The 23676-nt window shown below is 73.9% G+C and carries 20 protein-coding genes and 1 tRNA gene; 9 read left to right on the top strand and 12 right to left on the bottom strand.

From position 1 onward, the window contains the following. Positions 1 to 37: 37 nt before the first annotated feature. Positions 38 to 3007, top strand: a complete 2970-nt coding sequence (locus ACI79P_RS01525) for a UPF0182 family membrane protein (protein WP_456579282.1) — start codon at positions 38 to 40, stop codon at positions 3005 to 3007. A 73-nt stretch (positions 3008 to 3080) separates the two neighbouring features. Further along, positions 3081 to 3157: transfer RNA gene (locus ACI79P_RS01520), tRNA-Met, on the top strand. A 60-nt stretch (positions 3158 to 3217) separates the two neighbouring features. Here ACI79P_RS01520 and ACI79P_RS01515 read toward each other — a convergent pair. Both ACI79P_RS01515 and ACI79P_RS01510 read right to left on the bottom strand, forming a co-directional pair. Next, positions 3218 to 3730 (bottom strand): hypothetical protein, encoded by a 513-nt coding sequence (locus tag ACI79P_RS01515; protein ID WP_456579273.1) that lies wholly within the window; start codon positions 3728 to 3730, stop codon positions 3218 to 3220. Between the two features lie 93 nt (positions 3731 to 3823). Then, the gene (locus ACI79P_RS01510; RefSeq protein WP_456579272.1) at positions 3824 to 5170 is read right to left on the bottom strand and encodes a threonine/serine ThrE exporter family protein; all 1347 of its coding nucleotides are present in this window, start codon (positions 5168 to 5170) and stop codon (positions 3824 to 3826) included. 181 nt (positions 5171 to 5351) lie between these two features. Here ACI79P_RS01510 and ACI79P_RS01505 point away from each other — a divergent pair, with 181 nt between their 5' ends. After that, complete coding sequence (locus ACI79P_RS01505) at positions 5352 to 6938, top strand: BCCT family transporter (protein WP_456579271.1); 1587 nt, start codon at positions 5352 to 5354, stop codon at positions 6936 to 6938. A gap of 220 nt (positions 6939 to 7158) precedes the next feature. On the opposite strand, the gene ACI79P_RS01500 is transcribed toward ACI79P_RS01505, so the two are convergent. Both ACI79P_RS01500 and ACI79P_RS01495 read right to left on the bottom strand, forming a co-directional pair. Further along, positions 7159 to 7404 (bottom strand): hypothetical protein, encoded by a 246-nt coding sequence (locus tag ACI79P_RS01500; RefSeq protein ID WP_456579270.1) that lies wholly within the window; start codon positions 7402 to 7404, stop codon positions 7159 to 7161. A 56-nt stretch (positions 7405 to 7460) separates the two neighbouring features. Next, the gene (locus ACI79P_RS01495) at positions 7461 to 7904 is read right to left on the bottom strand and encodes a PPC domain-containing DNA-binding protein (protein ID WP_456579269.1); all 444 of its coding nucleotides are present in this window, start codon (positions 7902 to 7904) and stop codon (positions 7461 to 7463) included. Between the two features lie 223 nt (positions 7905 to 8127). Between ACI79P_RS01495 and ACI79P_RS01490 the strand changes: the two genes are divergently transcribed. From ACI79P_RS01490 to ACI79P_RS01480, 3 genes are read left to right on the top strand one after another with little or no spacing between them, the layout of a single operon-like run. Continuing rightward, positions 8128 to 9915, top strand: a complete 1788-nt coding sequence (locus ACI79P_RS01490; RefSeq protein ID WP_456579268.1) for a thiamine pyrophosphate-requiring protein — start codon at positions 8128 to 8130, stop codon at positions 9913 to 9915. 3 nt (positions 9916 to 9918) lie between these two features. Beyond that, complete coding sequence (locus ACI79P_RS01485; RefSeq protein ID WP_456579267.1) at positions 9919 to 13014, top strand: FAD-binding and (Fe-S)-binding domain-containing protein; 3096 nt, start codon at positions 9919 to 9921, stop codon at positions 13012 to 13014. After that, positions 13011 to 14117: an enolase C-terminal domain-like protein gene (locus ACI79P_RS01480; RefSeq protein WP_456579266.1), complete on the top strand. Its 1107-nt coding sequence runs from the start codon at positions 13011 to 13013 to the stop codon at positions 14115 to 14117. The genes ACI79P_RS01485 and ACI79P_RS01480 overlap by 4 nt, the downstream gene beginning before the upstream one ends. A 33-nt stretch (positions 14118 to 14150) precedes the next feature. Here ACI79P_RS01480 and ACI79P_RS01475 read toward each other — a convergent pair whose 3' ends face one another. The 8 genes from ACI79P_RS01475 to coxB are packed head-to-tail and all read right to left on the bottom strand — an operon-like array spanning position 14151 to position 21385. After that, complete coding sequence (locus ACI79P_RS01475; protein WP_456579265.1) at positions 14151 to 15425, bottom strand: cytochrome b N-terminal domain-containing protein; 1275 nt, start codon at positions 15423 to 15425, stop codon at positions 14151 to 14153. Next, a complete protein-coding gene (locus ACI79P_RS01470; protein ID WP_456579264.1) occupies positions 15422 to 16252 on the bottom strand; it encodes a QcrA and Rieske domain-containing protein in 831 nt (276 codons plus the stop codon). Before ACI79P_RS01470 ends, ACI79P_RS01475 begins: the two co-directional genes overlap by 4 nt. Beyond that, positions 16249 to 17082 (bottom strand): c-type cytochrome, encoded by an 834-nt coding sequence (locus ACI79P_RS01465; protein ID WP_456579263.1) that lies wholly within the window; start codon positions 17080 to 17082, stop codon positions 16249 to 16251. The genes ACI79P_RS01470 and ACI79P_RS01465 overlap by 4 nt, the downstream gene beginning before the upstream one ends. Beyond that, positions 17079 to 17459: a c-type cytochrome gene (locus ACI79P_RS01460; protein WP_456579262.1), complete on the bottom strand. Its 381-nt coding sequence runs from the start codon at positions 17457 to 17459 to the stop codon at positions 17079 to 17081. The genes ACI79P_RS01465 and ACI79P_RS01460 overlap by 4 nt, the downstream gene beginning before the upstream one ends. After that, positions 17456 to 17926 carry a hypothetical protein gene (locus ACI79P_RS01455; RefSeq protein ID WP_456579261.1) on the bottom strand — a complete coding sequence of 157 codons (471 nt, stop codon included), beginning with the start codon at positions 17924 to 17926 and terminating at the stop codon, positions 17456 to 17458. Before ACI79P_RS01455 ends, ACI79P_RS01460 begins: the two co-directional genes overlap by 4 nt. Continuing rightward, on the bottom strand, positions 17923 to 18531 hold the full coding sequence (locus tag ACI79P_RS01450; RefSeq protein ID WP_456579260.1) for a cytochrome c oxidase subunit 3: 609 nt from the start codon (positions 18529 to 18531) through the stop codon (positions 17923 to 17925). The genes ACI79P_RS01455 and ACI79P_RS01450 overlap by 4 nt, the downstream gene beginning before the upstream one ends. Continuing rightward, positions 18528 to 20432, bottom strand: a complete 1905-nt coding sequence (gene ctaD, locus ACI79P_RS01445) for a cytochrome c oxidase subunit I (RefSeq protein WP_456579259.1) — start codon at positions 20430 to 20432, stop codon at positions 18528 to 18530. The genes ACI79P_RS01450 and ctaD overlap by 4 nt, the downstream gene beginning before the upstream one ends. Continuing rightward, positions 20429 to 21385, bottom strand: coding sequence for a cytochrome c oxidase subunit II (gene coxB, locus ACI79P_RS01440; protein ID WP_456579258.1), 957 nt, complete (start codon positions 21383 to 21385; stop codon positions 20429 to 20431). The genes ctaD and coxB overlap by 4 nt, the downstream gene beginning before the upstream one ends. 146 nt (positions 21386 to 21531) lie before the next feature. Here coxB and ACI79P_RS01435 point away from each other — a divergent pair, with 146 nt between their 5' ends. The 3 genes from ACI79P_RS01435 (at position 21532) to ccsA (ending at position 23669) form a co-directional block, all read left to right on the top strand. After that, the gene (locus ACI79P_RS01435; RefSeq protein ID WP_456579257.1) at positions 21532 to 22182 is read left to right on the top strand and encodes an ABC transporter ATP-binding protein; all 651 of its coding nucleotides are present in this window, start codon (positions 21532 to 21534) and stop codon (positions 22180 to 22182) included. Continuing rightward, a complete protein-coding gene (locus tag ACI79P_RS01430) occupies positions 22179 to 22862 on the top strand; it encodes a heme exporter protein CcmB (protein WP_456579256.1) in 684 nt (227 codons plus the stop codon). Before ACI79P_RS01435 ends, ACI79P_RS01430 begins: the two co-directional genes overlap by 4 nt. A gap of 78 nt (positions 22863 to 22940) precedes the next feature. Beyond that, complete coding sequence (ccsA, locus tag ACI79P_RS01425) at positions 22941 to 23669, top strand: cytochrome c biogenesis protein CcsA (RefSeq protein ID WP_456579255.1); 729 nt, start codon at positions 22941 to 22943, stop codon at positions 23667 to 23669. Positions 23670 to 23676 lie beyond the last annotated feature (7 nt).

Raw genomic sequence — 23676 nt, 5'->3', positions numbered from 1 at the left:
TGGCCACGCCTGCAACTGAAGGAGACCGCTCGTGGCCATGCGGCCCCCCGTGCCGGTACCGGCGCTGTCGCGGCGCGCGAAGCTGGTCATCGGCGCCATCGCCGTGCTGCTGGTGCTGTTCACCGCCGTCGGCACCCTCACCAACGTCTACGTCGACTACCTGTGGTTCGACGAGACCGGCTTCACCGAGGTGTTCTGGACCGAGCTCCAGTCCCGCGCGCTGCTCTTCGCCGTCGCGGGCGTGGCCACCGGTGGGCTCACCGCGCTGGCCATGTACCTGGCCTACCGCTTCCGCCCCACGTTCCGGCCGATGTCGCTCGAGCAGCAGAACCTCGAGCGCTACCGCCAGTCCCTCGAGCCGCGCCGCGGCCTGGTGCTCACCGGCATCGCCGTCGTCCTCGGGCTCTTCGCCGGGTTCACCGCGCAGAGCAGCTGGGAGACGTGGCTGTCGTTCCGCAACAGCACCGACTTCGGGCGCACCGACCCGCAGTTCGGCGTCGACCTGTCGTTCTTCGTCTTCGACTACCCCTTCTACCGGCTGCTGCTGGGCTTCGGGTTCGCGATCGTCATCCTGGCGCTCATCGGCTCGCTGCTGACCCACTACGTGTTCGGCGGGCTGCGGCTGCAGACCCCCGGCCAGAAGCTGACCGGCGCCGCACGGGTGCAGCTCTCGGTGCTGCTGGGCGTCTTCCTCGCCCTCAAGGCCGTCGCCTACTGGCTGGACCGGTACGGGCTGGTCTACTCCAACCGCGGTGACGTCTTCACCGGCGCCAGCTACACCGACGTGAACGCGCTGCTGACGCCCAAGACGATCCTGGTCTTCGTGGCGGCCGTCTGCGCCCTCGCGTTCTTCGCCAACATCGTCGTCCGCAACTTCCTGCTGCCGGCTGCCGCCCTGGTCCTGCTCCTGGTCTCCAGCCTGGTGATCGGCGTCGCGTACCCGGCGATCGTCCAGCAGTTCGTCGTCGGCCCCAGCGCCAACGAGAAGGAAGAGCCCTACATCGAGCGGGCCATCACGGCGACGCGGGACGCCTACGACCTCGCCGAGATCGACTACGTCGACTACGCGCAGGACGCGACCGGCGACGAGGTCGACCCCGAGGCGGCACTGGCCGACCTGCGGGCGGACTCCGAGACCATCCCGAACGCCCGCCTGCTGGACCCGAACGTCCTCTCCGACACGTTCACCGCGCGGCAGCAGATCCGCAACGTGTACGGCTTCCCGGAGAAGCTGGACATCGACCGGTACACGATCGACGGCGAGACCCGCGACTACGTGGTGGCGGTCCGCGAGCTGAACAGCTCGGGGCTGTCGGAGAACCAGGACACCTGGATCAACCGGCACACCGTCTACACCCACGGCAACGGCTTCGTGGCAGCGCCGGCGAACGAGGTCGTCGCCGGCCAGGAGGGCGGCGAGCCCCGGTTCACCACCCGCGACCTGCCGACCCGCGGCAACATCGACGTCGAGCAGCCGCGCATCTACTACGGCGAGCTGATCCAGATCAACGGCCAGGACGTGTACTCGGTGGTCGGGGCCCCCGAGGGCACCGAGCCGCGCGAGTTCGACCTGCCCGAAGGCGGGTCCGACGAGCGGCAGATCAACAACACCTACGACGGCGAGGGTGGCGTCGAGATCGGCAGCTTCTTCCGCCAGCTGGCCTTCGCCATCCACTACCGGGAGCGCAACTTCCTGCTCTCCAGCGCGGTCAACGAGGAGTCCAAGGTCCTCTACGTCCGCGACCCGCGGGAGCGGGTGCAGAAGGTCGCGCCGTTCCTCGAGATCGACGGCGACCCCTACCCGGCGGTCATCGACGGCGAGATCCAGTGGATCCTCGACGGCTACACGACGTCGGACTCCTACCCCTACGCCGAGCAGATGCAGCTGGGCGAGGCCGCGGCCGACGCCCTCACCGGCACCGGGACGACGGCGCTGCCGAACGAGACCTTCAACTACATCCGCAACTCCGTGAAGGCGACGGTCGACGCCTACGACGGCACGGTGCGGCTGTACGAGTGGGACACCGAGGACCCCGTCCTCAAGACCTTCATGAAGGCCTTCCCCGGTGTCGTGCTGCCCAGGGACGAGATGCCCGAGGGGCTGGTGGACCACATCCGCTACCCCGAGGACCTGTTCAAGGTGCAGCGGGACATCCTGACGCGCTACCACGTCGACGACCCGCAGAACTTCTACAGCGGCAACGACCGGTGGCAGATCCCGGACGACCCGACGCAGAACACCGACCAGGCCCAGCCGCCGTACTACATCCTGGCGGAGCGGCCCGGCGAGGAGGGCGCGTCGTTCCAGCTGACGAGCGCGCTGAACGCCTTCAACCGGCAGAACCTCTCGGCGTTCGTCTCGGCGTCCAGCGACGCGGAGACCTACGGGCAGCTGCAGGTGCTCAGGCTCCCGGGCAACACGCCCTTCCGCGGACCCCAGCAGGTGCAGCAGTCGTTCAACACCAACGACGAGGTCGCGCGTGACCTGAACCTGTTCCGGAGCGCGGACTCCACACCGGTGTTCGGCAACCTGCTCACCCTGCCGATCGGCGACGGCGGCCTGCTCTACGTCGAGCCGCTCTACGTCGAGGGCACCGGGGAGAACTCCTTCCCGCTGCTGCGCAAGGTGCTGGTGAACTACGGCGACCGGGTGGGCTACGCCGACACCCTCGCCCAGGCGCTGGACCAGGTCTTCGGGCCGGGGGCCGGGGAATCGGCCACCGACAACGACGACACCGGTGCCGACGGCGACGCGTCCGGCGACCTGCCCGAGACGCCGGCACCGGAGGACCCGGCGCCGGCCGAGCCGCCGGCGAACGGCGGCGGGGACACCCCGACCGCCACGGTGCTGGCGGACGCGGTGGCGGACATGAACGCGGCCCTGGCCGCGCTCGCCGACGCCCAGCGGGCGGGTGACTTCGCCGGTCAGGGTCAGGCGCTCGAGGACCTGCAGGAGGCCGTGACCGCCTACCAGGAGGCCCAGGCCGCAGCCGACGCCGCCGACTGACCCCCGTCTCGCGGGTGGGTGGGTGCCCCCGGGCGCCCACCCACCCCGGGAGCTGGTACGCTGGTTCTACCGACGCGGGGTGGAGCAGCTCGGTAGCTCGCTGGGCTCATAACCCAGAGGTCGCAGGTTCGAATCCTGTCCCCGCTACCACCACGAAGGCCCGGTCCCCCAGGGACCGGGCCTTCGTCGTGCTCGGGGCGCGGCGCCGGTTCAGCGCGGGCCGAGGCGCTCACCGACGTCGAGCGGTTCGCGCGACCGGTGGGCCTCCTGCCGGGGCGTCCGGCGGTACGGCGTGGGGCGCGGCCGGCGGGCCGCGCCGGCGTCGTGTGCCCGACCCGGCGTCGGGACGGCGGGCTCGGCGGCCGGCGGCGTGACCGCGTGCGCGGGCGGGCGGGGCCGGGTGGTCAGCGCGGCGAGGAGCGTGTGCGGTCGGGTGCGGTCCTGGTCGGGGACGGGCGCCCCGGTGCGCAGCGGCCGGGCCGGCGCCGCCGGGAACGGCTCGCGCCGCGGCGGGTGCGCCGGATCGGGCAGGCGCAGCTCGGCGAGGTCCTTCCACGTCGAGTGCCGCAGCCCGTCGACGGTGCAGCGCACGCGCGCGGAGACCCGGCCGTCGGGCGTGTGCCGCCAGCCGAGCAGCTCGCCGGAGTACCAGATCCCGCGGTGGTGGATCTCCACCGGCTGCGGGTCACCGACGAACCTGCTCGCCGCCCCGTTCCCCGCCACGAGCCGGACTGTAGGTCCGGCGCGAGCGGCGGAGCCGGAGGCGCGCACGGCCCCCGCCGCGGCCTGTCCCACCGTTCACACGGGTCCGCGGAGTCAGGTGTGCGCCGTCTGGCCCGCGCGCTGCGGGCGGCTCCTCGGGCGTGCCGCGCGGGCCTGGACCAGGCCGGTCAGGCGCCGCTCGCCGGGAAGGCGGGTCCGCCGCAGGGCCTGCGCCACGTACTCGCCGAGCAGCGACCCCGCGGCGAGGGCCAGGCCGATGGTGATCGCCGTCCCCAGCAGGGTGATCCCGCCGATCGTGTCGCCCTCGGTCAGCCGGCGGAGGCCTCGGTAGATCACCAGCCCGGGCAGCAGGGGGATGATCCCGGCGGCGACGTAGACCAGCGCGGGGACGCGCTGCCGGCCGGCCAGGGCGAACGCGCCCAGGCCGATGACGACGGCGGCGGCCGCGGTCGCGATGGTGACCGAGAGCCGCAGCGCGTCCAGCCCGACGAAGACCGCCCAGCCGAGCGCGCCGGCGGCCGCGGCCGGGGGCAGGGTGCGCCGGGGGGCGTGGTTGGCGACGGCGAAGGAGGCCGAGATCGCAGCCGCGGCGGCGAGCTGCAGCGGTACGTCGCCGAGGCCGCCGGACGGCGGGTCCCACATCGCGACCGGGACGCCGAGCCGCACGCCGATCGACAGGCCGACCGCGACCCCGCTGATGATCCCGGCGGTGAGCAGGAACGTCTCGAAGGCCCGCGCGCTCGCCGTCACGTAGAAGCCCGTGATGGCGTCGTGCACCGCGCCGACGAGCGTGACACCGGGCAGCAGCAGGACGATCCCGCCGGCGACCACGAGCGACGGGCGGACGCCGATGTCGGCGGCGACCAGCGCCAGGGCGACCGCCGTGGCGATCAGGCCACCGACGGCGTTCAGGAAGAAGGCGGGCAGCCCGCGGCGGCCCAGCCGGTCGATGGCGAGGTCGACGAGCACGGTCGCCCCGAACGCCGCCGCGGTCACCGCGGGACCGGCGCCGAGCAGCACGGCCACCGCGGCCGCCAGCAGCGCCCGGGCTCCCGTGACCACCCAGCGCCGGTAGGGCTGCGGGCTGGCGGCGACCCGCTCGAGCAGGCGGTCGGCCTCCGCGGGGGTGACCCGCCCCGCGGCGAGGTCGCCGACCACGTTGTGGACGGCGGTGGCGCGGGAGTAGTCCAGCTCGCGCTGCTGGACCAGGCGCAGCCCGCTGACGGGCCCTGCGTCCTGCGCGGCGTGGCCGGAGACGGTGATCGAGGTGAAGGTGATGTCGCACTCCACCCGCCGGAGGCCGCAGGACCGGGCCACGACCGTGCAGGTCGCGGTGACCTCGGCGGCGCTGGCCCCCGCGGACAGGAGCAGCTCGCCTGCCCGGAGGGCCAGGTCGACGGCGCGGTGGGCGTCGTGGGGTGCGAGGGGCTGCGGCGGCACCCGTCCACGATCCCCGACGCGCCCCGTCCCGCGCTGGTGGGACTCGTCACCCACGGGAAGATGCGTTTCCCGGTGCTTGCTGCAACTCTGGATGATCGTGCCGCCCCGGGGGTACACCCTGCCGGTGGCGCGGCCGGTCGTCGACCGGCTGTCCCGTCCCCTACCGAAGGAACCGCCCGTCGTGCGAAGAACCTCCGTCGTCTTCTGGGCCTCGCTGGCCGTCGTGCTCCCGTTCGTCCTCTGGGGAGCACTGTCACCTGCGTCCCTGGACTCCGCGGCCACATCGGCGCGCACCTTCGTCGTCGACCGGTTCGGCTGGTTCTACCTGCTGACCGCGACGATCGTGCTGATCGCCGTGATCGCGCTGGCGGTCTCGCGGTGGGGCCGGGTGCGGCTGGGCAAGGACGACGACCGGCCGGAGTACAGCACCCGGGCGTGGTTCGCGATGCTCTTCAGCGCCGGGATGGGCATCGGGCTGGTGTTCTGGGGCGTGGCAGAGCCGGTGTCGCACTTCATCACCCCGCCGACGGCCACCCCGGAGAGCACGGAGGCCGCCCGGGACGCCCTGCGGTACTCGTTCTTCCACTGGGGCCTGCACCCCTGGGGCATCTACGCCGTCCTGGCGCTGGCGCTGGCCTACGCCCGCTTCCGCCGAGGCTGGAAGGCCACCATCAGCGGGGCGCTGCGGCCGATCCTCGGGGACCGCGTCGACGGCCCGTTGGGCGCCGCGGTCGACACGATCGCGGTGGTGGCCACCGTCTTCGGCGTCGCGACGTCGCTCGGCCTCGGGGCCGCCCAGATCAACGGCGGTCTGAACTCCCTCGACGACGGCATCGCGATCGGCTCCGGCGTGCAGCTGGCGATCATCGCGGTGGTCACCGTCCTCTTCCTGATCTCCGCGCTGTCCGGCATCAACCGCGGGATCAAGTGGTTGTCGACCGCCAACGTCGTGCTCGCGATCGCGCTCTTCGCCTTCGTGCTCTTCACCGCCTCGTCCGGCCGGCTCGTGGGCGCGTTCACCACGACCCTCGGCAGCTACTTCGCCGAGCTGCCCACGATGAGCCTGCAGACCGGCCCCTTCGACCCCCAGCGCTCGGAGTGGATCAACGGCTGGACGATCTTCTACTGGGCGTGGTGGATCTCCTGGTCGCCGTTCGTGGCGACCTTCATAGCGCGCATCTCGCGCGGCCGCACCATCCGCGAGTTCGTCATCGGCGTGCTGGCGGTGCCCACGCTGGTCAGCGGGCTGTGGTTCTCGGTGTTCGGCGGGGCCGGCATCCTCGCCGAGCAGGAGGGCGCCGGGCTCGCGGGCCAGGCGACCGAGCAGCAGCTGTTCGCGCTGCTGGACACCCTGCCGGGCGGGGTGATCGCCGGGATCGGGGCGATGATCCTCATCGTCACCTTCTTCGTCACCAGCGCCGACTCCGCCACCTTCGTCCTCGGCTCGCTGAGCAGCCGCGGCGGGCAGGACCCGGCGCGCGTCGTCAGCGTGATCTGGGGTCTTGTCATCTCCGCCTCCGCCGCCGTGCTCCTGGTCAGCGGGGGCCTGGGCGGGGTGCAGACCGCGTCCATCGTCGCCGCGTTCCCGTTCGCGGTGGTGCTGCTCCTGGTCCTCGTCGCGCTGGTCAAGGGGCTCGGGCAGGAACCGCGCATGCCGCGCCGGGCGCCGGAGGAGCCGCTGCCGCCGGTCGCGACGGCACCGGCCGAGGGCAGCCGGGGCAACGGGGCCACGGCCGCGCCCGCGCCGACCGGCACCAGCACCTCCTGACGTCCGCCGGTCCCGCGGTCGAGCACCGGCCGTGGGACCGGCAGCAGGCCACCGGCGCCGATGCCGATGCCGATGCCATGCCGATGCGTGGTGGCACAGCCCGGGGTGGAGCAGCTCGGTAGCTCGCTGGGCCCCCGCTACGACCGCGTGGCCGAGGCCTCGCCCGCTCCCGGCAAGGGGCGGGCGAGGCCTCTGTCCCAGGTGGGAGGATCCGCCCGGATCAGGGGAGCCCGGTCGCGACCGCAGCCGCCTCGGTGCTCTGGTGCGCGACGCCCTCGGCCCCGGCCGCGCGCTGCGCTGCGGCGGACCTGCCGAGCAGCCAGACGATCAGCAGCACGGCGAAGACGATCACGATGACCCCGACGGCGAGCGCGGCGATCCGCCGCCGGGCCGGCTTTCCGCTCCCGACGCGGGCCTGGGGGTCGTGCGGTCGACCCTCGCCGCGGTGTTCTCCTCCTGCGCTCATCGGTCCTCCTGGGACGGCCGGTGCCGCGCCCGCGGCTACCGGGTGGGGGGTGCGCCTCAGCGTGCGTCGGGGTCGATCAGGGCGAGGCCGGACGCGGGGTCGGGTCGGCGCCGCAGATACGTCGGGCTCGTGGTCACGACCATCTCCAGGGTCGGCCGGGTCACCGCGCGCAACAGGTGCCCGCCGACCGTGGACCCGTCCCGCAGCCCGCAGACCACGTGACCGTGCACCAGCCACCCGCCGTCCCCGTCCAGAGTGATGTCACCGGCCAGCGTCAGGACCTCCGCCTGGCTGTCCACGGGGATCTCGAGGTATCGCTGCTCCTCGAGGTCGTAGAAGCCCAACGTCGCCTCGGCGAAGGCGCCGATCGCGGTGAAGGACGCGGCCGGCAGATCCGTGCTGCGCGCCCATTCGGTCAGGCTCGAGACCACCTCGTCACCGGTCTCGAACACGAGCACCTGCTGACGAGGCGGGCCGTCGGTGAGCGTGGTCGCCTTCATGTCGTCCTCCCGGGGGCCGACGTCTGGTTCGAGCTCGGGCGGGTCCGGTCCCGGACACCACCGGAGCCGGGACCGGCGTCGGTCCGCATGTCCCGACCGACTGATCGTCCCCCTCACCTCGGTGGGGGACACGGTCATCCGATCGTAAAGTCCGGCCTCGGTTCCACCCCCGCCCGCCGGGTAGCGCGAAGGGCGACGGTGCAACCCAACGGGAGGATCTCCCATGAGCCAGACTGTCGCCGACGTACTCCTGGACCGGCTCCGGGAATGGGACGTCACCAAGGTCTTCTCCTATCCCGGTGACGGGATCAACGGCATCCTCGAGGCCTTCGGCAAGCAGGACGGGCTGCAGTTCGTCCAGTCCCGCCACGAGGAGATGTCCGCCTTCGAGGCGGTCGGGTACGCCAAGTTCACCGGCCGGGTGGGTGTCTGCCTGGCCACCTCGGGCCCGGGTGCGATCCACCTGCTGAACGGTCTCTACGACGCCAAGCTCGACCACGTCCCGGTGGTCGCGATCGTCGGCCAGACCGACCGGAGCGCCATGGGCGGCTCCTACCAGCAGGAGGTCGACCTGCTGTCGTTGTTCAAGGACGTCGCCCACCACTACGTGCACGTGGTCAACACGCCCGAGCAGCTGCCCAACGTGATCGACCGGGCCATGCGGATCGCCGCCGCCGAGCACGCGCCCACCGCCGTGATCATCCCGGCCGACGTGCAGGAGCTCGAGTACAGCCCGCCGACGCACGAGCACAAGATGGTGCCCTCCAGCAGCGTGCACACCTCGACGCCCACGGTGGTCCCGGACGACCCGTCGATCCGGGCGGCGGCCGATCTGCTCAACAGCGGGAGCAAGGTCGCGATGCTGATCGGGCAGGGGGCGCGCGGCGCCCGCGCCGAGGTCGTCCAGGTCGCCGACATCCTCGGCGCCGGCGTCGCCAAGGCGCTGCTCGGCAAGGACGTGCTCCCCGACGACCTGCCGTTCGTGACCGGGTCGATCGGCCTGCTGGGCACCCGCCCGACCTGGGAGATGATGGAGAACTGCGACACGCTGCTGACGGTCGGGTCGAACCTGCCCTACAGCGAGTTCTTCCCCGAGTACGGCCAGGCCCGGGGCGTCCAGATCGACCACGACGCGACGTTCATCGGGATGCGGTACCCGTACGAGCTGAACCTCGTGGGGGACGCCGCCACGACGCTCCGTGCGCTGATCCCCCTGCTGGAACGCAAGTCCGACCGTTCCTGGCGCGACGGGATCGAGGACGGCGTCCGGCGCTGGTGGGAGACCATCCACATGCGGGCCATGACCGATGCGGACCCGGTCAACCCGATGCGGCTGTTCTGGGAGCTCAACGACCGGATGCCCGGGAACGCCATCATCACGGCGGACTCCGGGTCGGCGGCCAACTGGTATGCCCGGCACCTGCGGTTCGGTCCCGACAACCGGGGCTCGCTGTCGGGGACCCTGGCCACGATGGGGCCGGGGGTGCCCTACGCCATCGGTGCGAAGTTCGGCCATCCGGACCGGCCGGCCATCGCCTTCGTCGGCGACGGGGCGATGCAGATGAACGGCATGGCCGAGCTCATCACCGTCTCCCGCTACTGGCAGGAGTGGACCGACCCGCGGCTGGTCGTGGCCGTCCTGCACAACAACGACCTCAACCAGGTGACCTGGGAGATGCGGGCCATGGGCGGCTTCCCGAAGCTCGCCGAGTCGCAGACCCTGCCCGACGTCTCCTTCGCGGACTTCGCGGCGGGGCTGGGGTTCGAGGCCATCACCGTCGACGACCCCGACCAGATCGGTCCCGCGTGGGACCGGGCCCTCGCGGCGGGCCGGCCGGCGTTGCTGGACGTGCACTGCGACGCCGACGTCCCGCCGATCCCGCCGCACGCGACCCTCGAGCAGATGACGGAGACCGCGAAGTCGTTGTTCAAGGGCGACGAGGACGCCTGGGGAGTGGTCAAGACGGGGGCCAAGACCAAGATCCAGGAGTTCCTCCCGCGTCGGAGCTGACCCATGGCGGTCACCGACCTCCCACCGCCGGCCAGCCGACCGCCGGACCCGGCCGGGCCCGACCGGGTCGACGTCGCGGGCCTCGAGGCGGACCTGCGCCGCCGGGTCGACGGCGGCGTCCGCTTCGACGACGGCACCCGCGGCGCCTACTCCACGGACGCGTCGAACTACCGGATCCCACCACTGGGCGTCGTGGAGCCGCGCACGGTGGAGGCCGCGGTCGAGGCGGCGGCGGTCTGCCGGGAGCACGGCGTGCCGCTGCTGTCCCGCGGCGGCGGCACGAGCCTGGCCGGGCAGACGACGAACGCCGCCGTCGTCCTGGACTGGAGCCGACACTGCGACCGGCTCGTCTCGGTCGACACCGGGCAGCGGACCTGCGTCGTGGAGCCGGGGATGGTGCTGGACCACCTCGACGCCGAGCTGGCCGAGCACGGGCTCACCTGGGGGCCGCAGCCGGCCACCCACTGGACGTGCACGGTCGGCGGCATGCTCGGGAACAACGCCTGCGGCGCCTCGGCGCAGGTGTACGGCAAGGCGGTGGACAAGGTCTCCCGGCTGGAGGTGCTGCTGGCCGACGGCACGCGGATGTGGGTCGGCCCGACCAGCGACGAGGAGTACGCCGAGATCCTGCGCGCCGGCGGCCGCCCGGCCGAGGTCCACCGGGGGCTGCGCGAGCTGAGGGACCGGTACCTGGCCGAGATCCGCACGGGGTTCCCCCGCATCCCGCGGCGGGTGTCCGGCTACAACCTCGACGCGCTGCTGCCCGAGAACGGCTTCGACGTCGCCCGGGCGCTGGTCGGCAGCGAGGGCACCCTCGGGACCGTGCTGCGGGCGGAGCTGCAGCTGTCGGAGCTGCCCCGCGCCCGGCAGCTGGCCGTGCTGGGCTACCCCGACGTCGTCGCCGCCGGTCGGGACGTGCCCCGGGTGCTCCGGCACCGGCCGCACCGGCTGGAGGGCGTCGACGAGGTGCTGCGCCGCAACCAGGACGAGCTCGGGATGAACCCGCGGGCGCTGGAGAAGCTGCCGGACGGCGGCGGCTGGCTGCTGGTCGAGCTCGCCGGCGACGAGGACGACCTGGCCGGGCGGATGGCGCGGCTGGTCGAGGACGTGCGGTCCGCGGACGAGCCGCCGGAGGTACTGCTGCTGGACGACCCCGGGGACCAGGCCGACATGTGGGCCTTCCGCGAGTCCGGGCTCGGCGCCACCGCCCATCCGCCGGATGCGCCCGACACCTGGCCGGGCTGGGAGGACTCCGCCGTCGCGCCCGAGCGGCTGGGGGACTACCTGGCCGACCTCGCCGCGCTCCTCGACCGGCACCGCCTCACGCCGTCCTCGCTGTACGGCCACTTCGGTCACGGCTGCGTCCACCTCCGGATCCCCTTCCCGCTCGGCGCGCCCGGCGGGGAGGAGACCTACCGGTCGTTCCTGGAGGACGCGGCCGACCTGGTCACGCGGTACGGCGGCTCGATGTCCGGCGAGCACGGCGACGGCCAGGTGCGCGGCGAGCTGCTGGCACGGATGTTCTCGCCGGAGCTCGTGACGGCCTTCGGGCAGGTGAAGGCGTTGCTGGACCCCGACGACCGGATGAACCCGGGGAAGGTCGTGGCGCCCTACCCTCTCGACTCGTACCTGCGGATGACCGCGGACTACCCGGCCTGGGAGCCCGAGGTGGCCTTCGGCTACCCCGAGGACGACGGGTCCTTCGCTCACGCAGCCGCGCGCTGCGTCGGCGTCGGCAAGTGCCGGTCCTCGCTGGACGTCGCCTCCGGGCAGGTGATGTGCCCGAGCTACCAGGTCACCGGGGACGAGAAGCACTCCACCCGGGGTCGCGCCCGCCTGCTGTTCGAGATGATGCGGGGTGAGCTGATCCGGGACCGCTGGCGCTCGACCGCCGTCCACGACGCGCTGGACCTGTGCCTGGCCTGCAAGGGCTGCCGCAGCGACTGCCCGGTCGACGTCGACATGGCGACGTACAAGGCGGAGTTCCTCTCCCACCACTACGCGGGCCGGCTCCGCCCGCGGACCCACTACTCCCTCGGCTGGCTGCCGCTGGTCACCCGGGTCGCCGCGCTGGCCCCGCGCGCGGTGAACGCGCTGACGCACGCGCCCGGCCTGCGGGCGCTGGCCAAGGCGGTGGGCGGGGTGACCCCGGAGCGCGAGCTGCCGCTGTTCGCCCCGCAGCGCTTCACGCACTGGTACCGCGAGCGGGGGCCGCGCGGGTCGGGGGAGCGCGGGGAGGTGCTCCTGTGGCCGGACACCTTCACCGAGTCCTTCCAGCCGCACGTCGGCCAGGCGGCGGTGACGGTGCTGGAGGACGCCGGCTTCACCGTCCGGGTGCCGGACCAGGAGCTCTGCTGCGGGCTGACCCTCATCTCCACGGGGCAGCTGGCGACCGCCGCCCGCGTCCTGCGACGGACCGCACGGGCGCTCGGACCAGCGGTGGCGGACGGCATGCCGGTCGTGGCCCTGGAACCCAGCTGCACCGCGGTCTTCCGCTCCGACGCCCCCGAGCTCCTCCCGGACGACGAGCACGTCCGTCTGCTGGCCGACCGCACCCGGACGCTGGCCGAGCTCCTGGAGGAGCGCGCACCCGACTGGACGCCACCCGCGGCGGACCGCGCCGCGATGGTGCAGACACACTGCCACCACCACTCGATCATGGGCTTCGACGCGGATCGCCGGCTGCTGGCGAAGGCCGGCTTCGACGCCGACGTGCTCCATTCCGGCTGCTGCGGGCTGGCCGGCAACTTCGGCTTCGAGCGCGGCCACTACGAGGTGTCGATGGCCTGCGGCGAACAGGTTCTGCTGCCGGCGGTGCGGGCCGGCGACCCCCGGGCGGTCGTGCTCGCCGACGGCTTCAGCTGCCGCACCCAGGTCGAGCAGGGGGAGACCGGCCGCCGGGCCGTGCACGTCGCCGAGGCCCTGGCCGGGCTGGTCTCCGGTGCGCGGCTCGAGGACCACCCGGAGCGGGCGCTCGCACCGACGGCGCGGCCGCCCGGCCGGTTCGCGCAGGCGGCGACGCTGGCGGCGGTGGGCGGGGTCGCCGGTGGCGCTGTGGTCTCGGCCGTGCGGCGCGCGCGGGCGGGAGCGCGGCCGTGACGGTGGTCCCGGAGGTCCCCGTGCAGGCGGTGGACGTCGCCGTCTACCGGCTGCCGACCGACCGACCCGAGGCCGACGGCACGCTGCGGTGGGACGCGACGACGGCGATCGTGGTGCGCGCGCGTGCGGGGGGCCGCACCGGAACCGGCTGGACCTACGCCGATGCGGCGGCCGCGGCGGTGGTCCGCGGGCTGCTGGCCGGCGTGGTGGAGGGCAGGTCGGCGCTGCACCCGCAGGGCGCCACGCACGCGATGGCCCGTGCCGCCCGCAACGCAGGCGTGCGAGGGCTGGTCGCCATGGGCATCTCCGCGGTCGACGTCGCCCTCTGGGACCTCAAGGCGCGGCTGCTCGACGTGCCGCTGGCGGTGCTCCTCGGCGCCGTGCGGGAGGAGTCGCCGGTCTACGCGAGCGGAGGGTTCACCAGCTACCACGACGCCGCCACCCGCGAGCAGCTCGAGGGCTGGCTGGATCGCGGCTTCGACCGGGTGAAGATCAAGATCGGGGAGTCCTGGGGGGAAGCGGTCGCCCGCGACCTGGCGCGCACCCGGCTGGCCCGGGAGATGGTCGGGGACGAGGTGGCGCTGCTCGTCGACGCCAACGGGGGGTACACCGTGAAGCAGGCGGTCCGGGTGGGCCGCGCGCTGGACGAGCTCGGCGTGGTGTGGTTCGAGGAGCCGGTCTCCTCGGACGACCCCGACGGGTTGGCGCTCGTGCGCCGCAGCCTGGACTGCGACGTCGCCGCCGGTGAGCACGCCGCCCGGATCGAGGACTTCGCCGTGCTCTGCGGCGGGGCCGTGGACTGCCTGCAGGTGGACGCCAGCCGCTGCGGCGGGGTGACCGAGTGGCTGCGCGCGGCCGCGCTCGCCGGGGGGCACGGGCTCGAGGTCTCCGCGCACTGCGTTCCCGCGCTGCACGCCCACCTCGGCCTGGCGACTCCCAACCTGCGCCACCTGGAGTGGTTCCACGACCACGAGCGCTTCGAGGCGCGCCTCTTCGACGGCGCTCCCGAGCCCCGCCGGGGACGGGTCCGCCCCGACCCGGGCGCACCGGGGCTCGGCCTGGCCCTCCGCGAGGCCGACCTCGAGGAGCTCCGGATCGGCTGAGCAACCGGCCCGTCGAGTCCTCCGGTGAGCGGCTCAGGCCGGTAGCTGCCCGGACCGCCGCCGGGCGTACCAGTACGCGAGGAGTGCGAGGACCGGTGGGGCGGCCACGAACGCCACCCGCAGGATGGCGATCACGGTGGTGACGGGTGCGCCGATGATCTGGGCGAGCACGTCGCTGGCCGCGCCCAGCGAGGTCAGCACGGTGACGGTCGCGAGCAGCGTGACGAAGGCGACCCGGACGGGGGCGCGGAACGGGTGCTCGCTGAGGTCCTGCTCGGCGGAGGGGCGGCGCCGGAACAGGTGCTCCAGCAGCGGGTAGAGCACGGCTGCTCCTCCGAGGACCACCGGCAGCAGCACCCCGCCGAGCAGGGGGTTGGTGATCGTCGCCCCGAGCACGGTGACCTCGACGGCGGGGAGCAGCAGGATCGCCCCCTCCATCGGGAACAGGTACCAGTCGGGGTACATGTCGTTGCCCGCGACGCCGGGCAGGAACGGGCCGATGTGCGTGACGTCGCCGAAGGGCACCAGCGTGGCCGCGAGGACCACGAGCGCGCAGACGACCACCGCCAGGAGCCCCACGCGCGACCGCAGCCCCGCACCGCTGGGCACGACCACCACCAGCCGGCCGTCGTCCCCCCTGCGTTGCGGCAGCACGGTGTGCCGGTGCCGGACGACCAGCCACAGGTGGAGGGCCAGACCGAGGAGGAAGGCCAGCGGCAGGAGCAGGACGTGCAGCCAGAACAACCGGCCGACGACGTCGTCGACGTCGGGCCCGGCGAACGCCAGGTCGGCCAGCTCCGTGCCGACGTAGGGGATGCTCGCCGCGATCGTGTAGCCGATCCGGACGCTGCTGCCGGTGACCACGTCGTAGACGAGGTTCTGACCGGTCCAGCCCAGGGCCAGGGCCAGGGCCAGCAGCACGAGCCCGACCAGGTAGTTCGTGAACCTGCGCCCCCGGAACGCGCCGGCGAGCAGCACGCGCAGCACGTGCAGCAGGAGCGCGGCCACGAACAGGTAGCTGGCCGCGCGGTGCACCCGCCGCAGCAGCAGCCCCCCGGGCACGTCCTCGCTGATCGTGACCACCGAGGAGAAGGCCGCGGGCAGCTCCCGGCCGGCGTACAGGGCGGCCGAGCCGTCGTACTCCACGAGCTCGGTGGAGGGCTGGTAGAAGAACGTCAGCACCAGGCCGGTCAGCAGCAGGACCACGAAGGAGACCACCGCGACCGGTCCGAGCAGGAACGACCAGTGCGTCGGGACGAAGAGCTCGCGCAGCCACCGCGGCCGGGCGGGGCTCTCCTGCACGCTCATCCGCGCACCGGCCCGATCGGCGTCCGGAACCCGCTCGTCGCCACGAGGAAGCCGTCGTCGTCCACCCCGAGCGGGAGCTGGGGGAGGGGGCGGGAGGCCGGGCCGAACGTCGGCACCGCCCCCCGCGCCGCGTCGAACGTCGCCTGGTGGCACGGGCAGAACAGCGAGTCGCTGTCCTCCTGGTACAGGCCGACGGGGCAGCCGGCGTGGGTGCAGATCTTCGAGTAGGCGACGAGGCGGTCAGCGACCACCCACTCCAGCACCGTGGGCGGCTCCGCCTCCTGCGTCGCCAGGCGGACCAGCACCACGGCCGACAGGTCGGCGCGGACCGCACCCTCCGGCCACACCGTGCCGAAGCCGCCCACCGGCACGTCGGCGGCGCGGATGCGCTGCCCCTCCGCGGTGACCAGGTGGACCCCGCGCCGCCAGGCCGTCCCGGGTCCCCGGTCCCGCCCGGACCAGGCGAGGAGCCCGACGCCGGCGAGGGCGGCGACCACCAGGCCCCCGAGACCGCCGAGGACCCGGCGCCGGCGCACCGGGGTGCTCACGGCGGCCCCCGCGGCGGCCACCACGGGCGCATCGCCCGGCCGGCGCTCGTCCGGCCAGGCGAGTTCCTGCGCCGCCGGACCGCCGACCTGGCCGAACAGCAGGGCCGCCGCCAGCAGGGCGCCGGTCAGCGTCAGGCCCAGCGCCGCCGTCGACCAGCCCAGGAACACCCCGGCGACGAAGGCGACGAGCAGGCCGGTGGCGACGGCGCCCACGCCGATCGGCACGGGGCGGCGCAGCCGGTCCCGGCCGGTGCCGGGCGGAGCCTCGGTGCCGGTCACCGTCTTGGTCCCTCCGTCTCCTCCGTCTCGTCCACCGGTGGCCCCTCGGACCGCACGGCCGGCCGCCGGCCCCGCCGGGCGACGAGGAACAACGCCCCCACCATCGCCAGGGCCAGCAGCGCGGTGAAGGCGGCGCCGTACACCCGCCCGATGTCGGACAGGCCCAGCGGCGTGGTCTCGGCGTCGGACAGGTCCTGCACGTAGGCGGCGATGTCGGCGGCGTCCTGCTCGCTGAGCACCTCGTCGCCGAACCTGGGCATCTCGAACGGGCCCACCCGGAGGGCCTCGACGATCCCGGTGGGGTCGACGCCGGTCACCTCCGGGGCGATCGTCCCGTCGGCCGAGATGCCGCCGTTGCCCGCGGCGCTGTGGCAGGGCGCGCAGTTGGTCAGCCAGAGCGGCTGACCGCGGCCGGGGTCGCCGTCGCCCACCTCGGGGACCGCGCCCTCCAGCCCGAACTCCTCGGTCATCCAGGCCACCACCGCGACCCGCTGGGCGTCGGTGAGCCGCTCCTCCACGGCCCCCACCTCGCGGTGCAGGATCGGCATCCGCCCGGTGCGGATGACCAGGTCGACGTAGGCCACCGGCAGCCCGCGGAGGTCGGGTCCGGCCTCCACCCCGGTCCCGGGGATGCCGGTCCCGTCGTTGTTGTGGCAGATCCCGCAGTACCGCTGGTAGATCGTGCCGCCCGCCGTGAGCTCCTCGGCCGGTGGCTCCGGGGCGGGGGCGGCCTCGACCGGCGCCGTCACCAGGGTCAGCGCGGCGCAGGTGAGGACCAGCGCCAGCACCAGCACCCAGCGCGCCGGGCGCCCCGACGGGTGCGCCCTCACGGTGACCCCAGCGAGTACAGGTAGGCGACGATGTCCTCGACGTCGTCGTCGGTGACGCCGAGGTCGGGCATCAGGCTGTCCGGTTCGATCTCCTGCGGATCCTGGATCCAGGCCCGGAGGTTCTCCGGCGTGTGGGGGAGCGTCCCGGCGACGGTCCGCCGGTCGACGATGGTGCCCAGCGGGGGACCGACCCTGCCCTGCGGGCCCGCGACGCCCGGCACCTGGTGGCAGGCGACGCACCCGTACTCGCCGAGCAGGACGCGGCCGGCCTCCACGGAGCCCTCCGCGTCCCCGGTGGTGCCGGTGCACGCGCTGAGGGCGGCGACCGCGACCGCGAGCGCCCCCAGCCGCGAGCCCGGCCGCCGGTGGCCGCTCACCAGCACGGTCCGTACGCGAGGACGGGCGGCAGCGCCAGCGCGATGAGCCCGATCGCCAGCAGGTTCATGGTGAGGCCGGTGAGCGCCAGCATCCGGTTGCGGGCGGGGCCGGGCACCGGGTCCCAGGCGCCGGCCGGGGGCGCCTCCTCCGGGTCCCTCCGCCGCCGCCACGGCAGCAGCGGCCGGGGCTCGGGACCCGGGACCGCGGCGGACTCCGCCTGGGGCGGCAGGTTGCGCATCGCCCACCACGATGCCCACGTCGCGGCCGCGGCCACCGCCGTGAGCAGCACGGTGAGCACGACGAGGAAGAGGGGGAGCGCGAGGCCCTCGGTGGGGCAGGTCACCTCGATGGACCAGTAGCCGACGAGCAGGTGCGCCAGCCAGGCCGCCGTACCGCCACCGACACCGAACCAGAAGCGGACCGGGCGGCCGGCGGGTCGCTTCGTCTCGGGGGTCGCGGCGGTCACCAGAACCTCGGCGTCAGGTAGAGGGTGGCGGCGACGACGATCCAGGACCAGACGACGAAGTACCAGTAGTGCGCGGCCGTCACCGTCATCTCCTGCTCCCGCGGCCGCATGCCGCCCGACCGCACGCGCAGGAGCACGATGCCGAGGCCGAGCAGCGCCAGGGCGGCGTTGAGGTGGTGGAAGCCGGCGAGGGCGAGGAAGAGGGAGCCGTAGACGTCGCGCTGCGGGTCGACGTCGTTCGCGGAGTAGTCGGCGAACTGCACGACCAGGAACGCCACCCCCAGGACGACAGCGGTGGCGAGGGCGGCGGGGCCCCGGCCGTCGGCGCGACCGGCCCGCGCCGCCAGGTGGACCGCGGCCACCGGGACGGCGCTGAGGACCAGCAGCCCGGTGGCGACCGCGGTCAGCCCCAGCGCCGGGGCGGGGGTCGGGTCCGGCGGCCAGGTGTCGAACCCGTCGCGCAGGTAGAAGTAGGAGAACTCCAGCGCCGCCAGCATGGACACCAGGACGAGCTGGAGCAGCAGCATCCCCCACCACCCGGTGCCCCGCGCGATGTGCGGGGCCGGACGGGGAGCGGCCTCACCGGCGTGCCCGCTGGTCCTCACTGCTGGTCCTGCCTGTCCCACACCCAGACCACGCCGACGACGACGGCGGCGAGCACGCCGGTGAGGGCGACGGGGTAGACGTCGATCATGGTGCCGATCAGCGCGAGGGTGAGCGCGGAGGCCATCAGAAGCGGCCACCACGACTTCTGCGGCAGCGTGACCAGCTCCTCCGGCGCGGCGTCGAGGACGCTGGTCAGGACGACCTGCCGCACGGGGGCGCGGGGTTCGCGCAGCTCGTCCTGCCAGGTGGCCGGGTCGTACTTCGGCCGGAACGGCCGCGTGTCCCACAGCGGCGACCGGCTCGCTACCTCCGGTATGCCGCGGAAGTTGTAGGCGGGCGGGGGCGAGGTCGCGTACCAGTCCAGGGTCTCCCCACCCCACGGGTCGTCGCCGGCGCGCTCCCCGCCGCGCGCCGACACGACCACGTTCCCGAGCGTCATGAGCAGGCCCAGCGTCAGCACGACCGTGCCCCACGTGGCGATGGCCTGCGTGGTCTCCCACCCCGTGTTCTCGGCGTAGGTGTAGACGCGGCGCGGCATGCCCTGCAGCCCGGTGATGTGCAGGGGGAAGAACGTCACGTTGAAGCCGATGAAGGTCAGCCAGAACCCGACCTTGCCGATGCGCTCGTCGAGCAGCCGGCCGGTCATCTTGGGCACCCAGAAGTGGATGGCGGCCAGCACCGGGAAGAGGATCCCGCCGATGAGCACGTAGTGGAAGTGGGCGACGACGAAGTAGCTGTCGTGCGCCTGGGTGTCGAAGGGGACGGAGGCGACCATCACCCCGGTGACCCCGCCGAGGACGAAGATCACGATGAACCCGACGACGTACATCATCGGTGTCTTCCAGACCGCCCGGCCCTGCCAGATGGTGGCGATCCACGCCGAGATCTGGATGGCGCTCGGGATGGGGATGAACAGGCTCGCCAGCGAGAAGAAGGCCAGCCCGAGCTGCGGGAGGCCGGTGACGAACATGTGGTGCACCCACACGCCGAACGACAGGACGCCGATGGCGACCGTCGAGACCGCGATCAGGCTGTAGCCGACGATCCGGCTGCGGGCGAAGACCGGCACGATCGTGGAGACGATGCCCAGCCCCGGCAGCAGGATGATGTAGACCTCGGGGTGGCCGAAGAACCAGAAGAGGTGCTGCCAGAGCAGCGACTCGCCGCCGGCGGCCGGGTCGTAGAAGTGCGTGCCGATCTTGCGGTCGAGTTCGAGCAGCACGCTGGCGATCACCAGCGGCGGGAACGCGAAGATGACGGCGATCCCGGTGACCAGCACGTTCCACGCCAGCAGCGGCATCTGGCTGATCTTCATGCCCGGCGCGCGGTTGCGGAGGATGAGGACGACCAGCTCGATCGCGCCCGCGATGGTGGCGATCTCGACGAACGTCACGCCGAGCAGCCAGAAGTCGATCGAGGCGCTCGGGGAGTACTCCGGCCCGGTCAGCGGGGTGTAGGCGAACCAGCCTCCGTCGGGGACCTGGCCGAACAGGAAGCTGCTGTAGAGGAAGATCCCGCCGAGCACGTAGATGTACCAGCCGAACGCGGTCAGCCGCGGGAAGGGCAGGTCGCGGGTGCCGAGCATCAGCGGCAGGAAGTACATCGCGAACGCTTCGCCCACCGGCACGGCGAACAGGAACATCATCGTCGTGCCGTGCATGGTGAACAGCTCGTTGTAGGTCTGCGCGTCGAGGAAGGTGCTCTCGGCGCTCCCGAGCTGCCAGCGCATCAGCACCGACTGGATGCCGCCCAGGCCGAAGAAGACGAACGCGGTGACCAGGAAGCGCTGGGCCACCTGCTTGTGGTTCAGGGCCGTGAACCAGCCGGCTGCCCCGGGGGGCGTGGCCCAGGTCGCGGCCAGCCGGTCCTCGGTGGCGGGGGGATCCTGCAGCGCGGTCACTCGAGGCTCTCCAGGTAGGCCAGCAGCGCCTGCAGGTCCGCGCCGGAGAGGTTGTTCGGCGGCATGCGCACGCCCGGCTTGAGGCCCTGGGGGTCGAGGATCCAGCCGGCCAGGTTGCCGCGGGTGTTCTCCAGCATCCCCGCGGCGATGGTGTCGCGCGTGGCCAGGTGGGTCAGGTCGGGCGCGAAGTCGGCACCTTCGCTGACGTCCTCGATCCGGTGGCACTGGCCGCAGCCCGCCGCCAGGTACACCTCGCGGCCGGCCTCCTCCAGCTCGCCGACCGGCTCGGCGGTGGTGGCCTGCAGCGCGCTGAGGTGCTCGGCGAACTCCTCGGCGGGCTGGGCGACGAGGACGAACTGCATGCGGGCGTGCTGGATGCCGCAGAACTCGGCGCACTCGCCCAGGTACCTGCCGGGCTCGTCGACCCGGAACGAGAGCGTGTTGGTCTGGCCCGGGAGCAGGTCGAGCTTGCCGGCGACCGGTGGGATCCAGAGGCTGTGGATCACGTCGGCCGACGTCATCTCCAGCCGGACGGGCCGGCCGACCGGCACGTGGATCTCGTTCGCCGTCACGACGTCGGCCTCGGGGTAGCGCACCTCCCACCAGAACTGGTGGCCGACGACCTCCACCGTCAGCTCCCCGGGGGGCGGCGGGCGGGAGATGTCCACGCCGACCACGAGGCTGTAGGCGAAGACGATCGGCAGGACGACGATCGGCACCACCACGCCCCAGACGGCGACGAACGCCTTGGCGCTCCGGTCGGAGGCCCGCGGCTCGCGGTGCGCTCGGTGCCGCAGGGCCAGCACGAGGAAGACGACGGTGAGCAGCCACAGCAGCCCGCCGAGGACGATCATGAACCAGGTCAGACCGGCGATCTGCGCCGCCTCGGGACCCACCGGATCGAGCACCGAGCCCGGCTCCGGCGCCGCCACCGGAGCGGGTTCGGCAGGCACGATCGCGGACCTCCGTGGCGAGTGGGCGGGTACGCCCCTCGGGCGCCCCCGCTGCGGTCCTCCCCGACCCTAGCGGCTCGGCGACGCCGCACAACCGCAGCACCGGGGCCCCGGGAGCCCCGCCCGGTGGCACGATCCTGGCCACGATGACCCAGTCGAGCACCGACGGCCCCGGAGGCGTGCACCCGCCCGCGCTCGCCCTCCACGAGGTGACCCGCCGATACGGGGGCCGGACCGCGCTGGCGCCCCTGACGCTGCGGCTCGCGGCCGGGGCGGTCTGCGTCGTCGCCGGGGGGAACGGTGCGGGCAAGACCACCCTGCTGCGGATCGCGGCCGGGTTGGTCGAGCCGACGTCGGGCACCCGCTCGGTCACCGGGCGGGCGCTCTACCTGCGACCCGGTGCGGCGGCGCGCCGCCGGCAGCGGGCGCTGGAGGCCGTGGCCTTCGCCGGCGCCCTGGCCGGGCGGGCGGACCCGGCGACCTCCGCGGCGGGCGCCCTGACCGCCTGCGGGCTCCCCGAGGAGGTGTGGCACCACGAGACCGGCCGCCTCTCGGCGGGCCAGCGCGCGCGGGTCACCCTGGCCGTCGCCCGCGTCGTCACCCCGGCGGTGGTGTGCCTGGACGAGCCGATGGAGCACCTCGACGCCGATGGCCGGGAGGCGGTGCGCCGGACCGTCGGGGCGCTGGCCGTCGAGGGGTCGGCGGTGCTCGTCGCGGGGGCCGACGTCGCCGCGCACCTCGGCCCGGTCGACGCCCGGCTGGAGCTCGTCGGCGGCGCCGTGACGGTGCTCGGGTGAGCGGCGGGGGCGGAGCGCGGCAGCGGGTGCTCCCCGCCGGCGCGCTGCGCACCCTCGCCGTGCTGGTCCGGCGGGATGCCCGGGTCGCCCTGGGCGGGGTCGACGGCTTCGCGTCGGTGCTGCCGTTCGTGGCGGCCGGCGTCGTCCTGGGGGGCCTGGTGCTCGGCCCCGATCCCGCAGCGCTGCGGACGGCGGCGCCCGGGCTGGTCTGGCTCCTGGTGCTCACCGCCGCCGTCCCGCTGGCCCGGCTGGTCGCGGCGGCGGAACGGGACGAGGACTCCTGGGACCTGCTGCGCGGCCTCGTCCCGCCCGGGGTGCTGCTGCTGGCCAAGGCGGCCGTCGTCTGGACGGCGCTGGCGGTCACCTGGGCCACGGGGACCCTCCTCGCCGTCCTGCTGCTCGACGGGACGGTGACCGCCGCCGGGTGCGTCGCCGCGGTGCTCGGTCTGGCGGGGGTCGCGGCGAGCACCACCGTCTTCGGCGCCCTGCTGACGGCGTCGGCGCGCGGGGCAGGGTTGCTCGCCGCGCTGGTCCTCCCCGCCGGGCTCCCCGCGCTCCTGGCGGGGACGCAGGCCGGCCTCGCCGCGGAGCCCCTCCCGTGGCTCGCCCTGCTCGTCGCCTACGACCTGGTCGCCGGCGCGACCGCCTGGGCCGTCTTCCCCTTCCTCCTCGAGGAGTGAGAGGCTGGCCGTCGTCCCCGCCGACCCAGCCGTTCCCGAGCCCGCCCGATCGGGAGCCGCTCGACAGGAGGAGCGCGCGTGCGCAGGACCACGGTGCCCGGCGACGGGCTCCTCTCGGCGGCCGCCGCGGGGACCACCGTGGCCGCACTGGTCCTGGCCCTGGTCGTCGCCCCCGAGGACGCCGTCCAGGGCCCCGCCCAGCGGCTGATGTACGTGCACGTCCCCGCTGCCTGGGTCGCCTACCTGGCGTTCGCGACCGTCCTGGTCTGCAGCACCGCCTACCTGGTGCGTCGTGAGCTCCGCTGGGACCGGTACGCCCAGGCCGCCGCCGAGCTGGGGGTCGGGCTGACGGCGCTGGCGATCGCGCTCGGCATGCTCTGGGGCCGCCCGGTCTGGGGGGTCTGGTGGACGTGGGACGCCCGGCTCGTGACGACGGCGGTGCTGCTGCTGGTCTACGTGGCCTACCTGGGCGTGCGCCGCATGGCCGACGACCCGCACGTCGCCGCCCGCCGGTCCGCGGCCATCGGCGTCGTCGCCTTCCTCAACGTGCCCGTGGTGCACTTCTCCGTGGTGTGGTGGCGCACGCTGCACCAGCCGCCCACCGTGCTCGGCCCCGACGGCAGCCCGCCGATCGACCCGACGATGGCCTGGGCGCTGGCGGCCGGTGTCGCGGCCTTCACCCTGCTGGCGGTCCTGGTGGTACGCCGCCGGGTGGCGGGGTTGCGGGCGGGTGCCTCCGAGCCGGCGGCCGAGCCCGCCGGGGGGTCCGCCCCGGTGATCACCGTCGTCCCCGGGGGGCGGCGGTGACCGGCGA

The sequence above is a fragment of the Blastococcus sp. SYSU DS0510 genome (genome assembly GCF_054050835.1).
This window is presented reverse-complemented; position numbering and strand designations above follow the sequence as displayed.

Excerpts from the sequence above, each read along its gene's own strand:
- ACI79P_RS01525 (WP_456579282.1), top strand. The coding sequence starts at position 38 with ATGCGGCCCCCCGTGCCGGTACCGGCGCTGTCGCGGCGCGCGAAGCTG.
- ACI79P_RS01485 (WP_456579267.1), top strand. The coding sequence starts at position 9,919 with ATGGCGGTCACCGACCTCCCACCGCCGGCCAGCCGACCGCCGGACCCG.
- ACI79P_RS01475 (WP_456579265.1), bottom strand. The coding sequence starts at position 15,425 with ATGAGCGTGCAGGAGAGCCCCGCCCGGCCGCGGTGGCTGCGCGAGCTC.
- ACI79P_RS01490 (WP_456579268.1), top strand. The coding sequence starts at position 8,128 with ATGAGCCAGACTGTCGCCGACGTACTCCTGGACCGGCTCCGGGAATGG.
- ACI79P_RS01495 (WP_456579269.1), bottom strand. The coding sequence starts at position 7,904 with ATGAAGGCGACCACGCTCACCGACGGCCCGCCTCGTCAGCAGGTGCTC.
- ACI79P_RS01500 (WP_456579270.1), bottom strand. The coding sequence starts at position 7,404 with ATGAGCGCAGGAGGAGAACACCGCGGCGAGGGTCGACCGCACGACCCC.
- ACI79P_RS01435 (WP_456579257.1), top strand. The coding sequence starts at position 21,532 with ATGACCCAGTCGAGCACCGACGGCCCCGGAGGCGTGCACCCGCCCGCG.